Origin of the sequence: Pseudomonas sp. NPDC087346, assembly GCF_044744235.1 — a bacterium.
Classification (GTDB): Bacteria; Pseudomonadota; Gammaproteobacteria; order Pseudomonadales; family Pseudomonadaceae; genus Aquipseudomonas.
This window is the reverse complement of record NZ_JBIUXX010000189.1, coordinates 1-1,030: the sequence shown is the minus strand read 5'-3', so window position 1 is coordinate 1,030 and position 1,030 is coordinate 1. Positions and strand designations below refer to the sequence as shown.

2 protein-coding genes and 1 tRNA gene are annotated in these 1,030 nt (G+C 53.8%); all 3 read left to right on the top strand.

Going from position 1 to position 1,030, the window contains the following annotated elements:
• On the top strand, nucleotides 1-439 hold a 439-nt coding region (locus ACIOZM_RS32015; RefSeq protein WP_401221699.1), incomplete at its 5' end, for an ACT domain-containing protein.
• A gap of 187 nt (nucleotides 440-626) precedes the next feature.
• Nucleotides 627-815 (top strand): carbon storage regulator CsrA, encoded by a 189-nt coding sequence (gene csrA / locus ACIOZM_RS32010; protein WP_002554426.1) that lies wholly within the window; start codon nucleotides 627-629, stop codon nucleotides 813-815.
• Between the two features lie 62 nt (nucleotides 816-877).
• Nucleotides 878-968, top strand: a tRNA-Ser gene (locus ACIOZM_RS32005).
• The last annotated feature ends 62 nt before the right edge of the window (nucleotides 969-1,030 follow it).

Below are 1,030 nucleotides of genomic sequence, written 5' to 3'. Positions count from 1 at the left end.
CATCCGTGGCGTGCCAGACACCCCGGGTGTGGCGTTCAAGATTCTCGGCCCGATCAGTGCCGCGAACATCGAAGTCGACATGATCGTGCAGAACGTTGCGCACGATAACACCACCGACTTCACCTTCACCGTACACCGCAATGACTATCAGGCCGCACAGACCGTGCTGGAAAACACCGCTCGCGAGATCGGTGCCCGTGAAGTCGTTGGCGACACCAAGATTGCCAAGGTCTCGATCGTCGGCGTCGGCATGCGTTCCCACGCAGGCGTTGCCAGCCGCATGTTCGAATCGCTGGCCAAGGAAAGCATCAACATCCAGATGATCTCGACTTCGGAAATCAAGGTTTCCGTAGTGATCGAAGAGAAATACCTGGAACTGGCTGTGCGCGCCCTGCACACGGCTTTCGAACTGGATGCGCCTGCCCGTCAGGGCGAGTAATCCGCTGACAAGAAGGGCGCGGTCTGACCGCGCCCTTTATTTTTTGAATGGCGCGAGCCCTGAACTGTTCTTTTGCTCGCGCTGGTCAATACTCAGGCATGTAGGGCTACGATCGCTCCGGTTGTAGGTCGGGTGCCTTTTTTTTGCAGACTGTTGTCCCTGAACTGAATTGCGTAAGGAGAAAGGTATGCTGATTCTGACTCGTCGATGCGCAGAAAGCCTGATTATCGGTGATGGCGAAATCACCGTGACCGTGCTCGGCGTTAAAGGAAACCAAGTGCGTATCGGGGTGAACGCTCCGAAAGAGGTTGCCGTGCACCGTGAGGAAATTTACCTGCGTATAAAGAAAGAGAAGGACGAAGAACCAAGCCATTAATTTTTATCGATTTTTATGTTTGCAAACGGGGAAAAGGTTGGTTAAGATACGCCCCGTGTTGCGGAGAGCTGGCCGAGTGGCCGAAGGCGCTCCCCTGCTAAGGGAGTACACCTCAAAAGGGTGTCGGGGGTTCGAATCCCCCGTTCTCCGCCATTATTTGCTTAGTACGTCGTAATCTGGCTTTTTCTGTAAGTTCTTGAATTTACAGAAAAAGC

Bases quoted from the DNA above. Each gene is read 5' to 3' on its own strand.
- csrA (WP_002554426.1), top strand. From the start codon at position 627: ATGCTGATTCTGACTCGTCGATGCGCAGAAAGCCTGATTATCGGTGAT.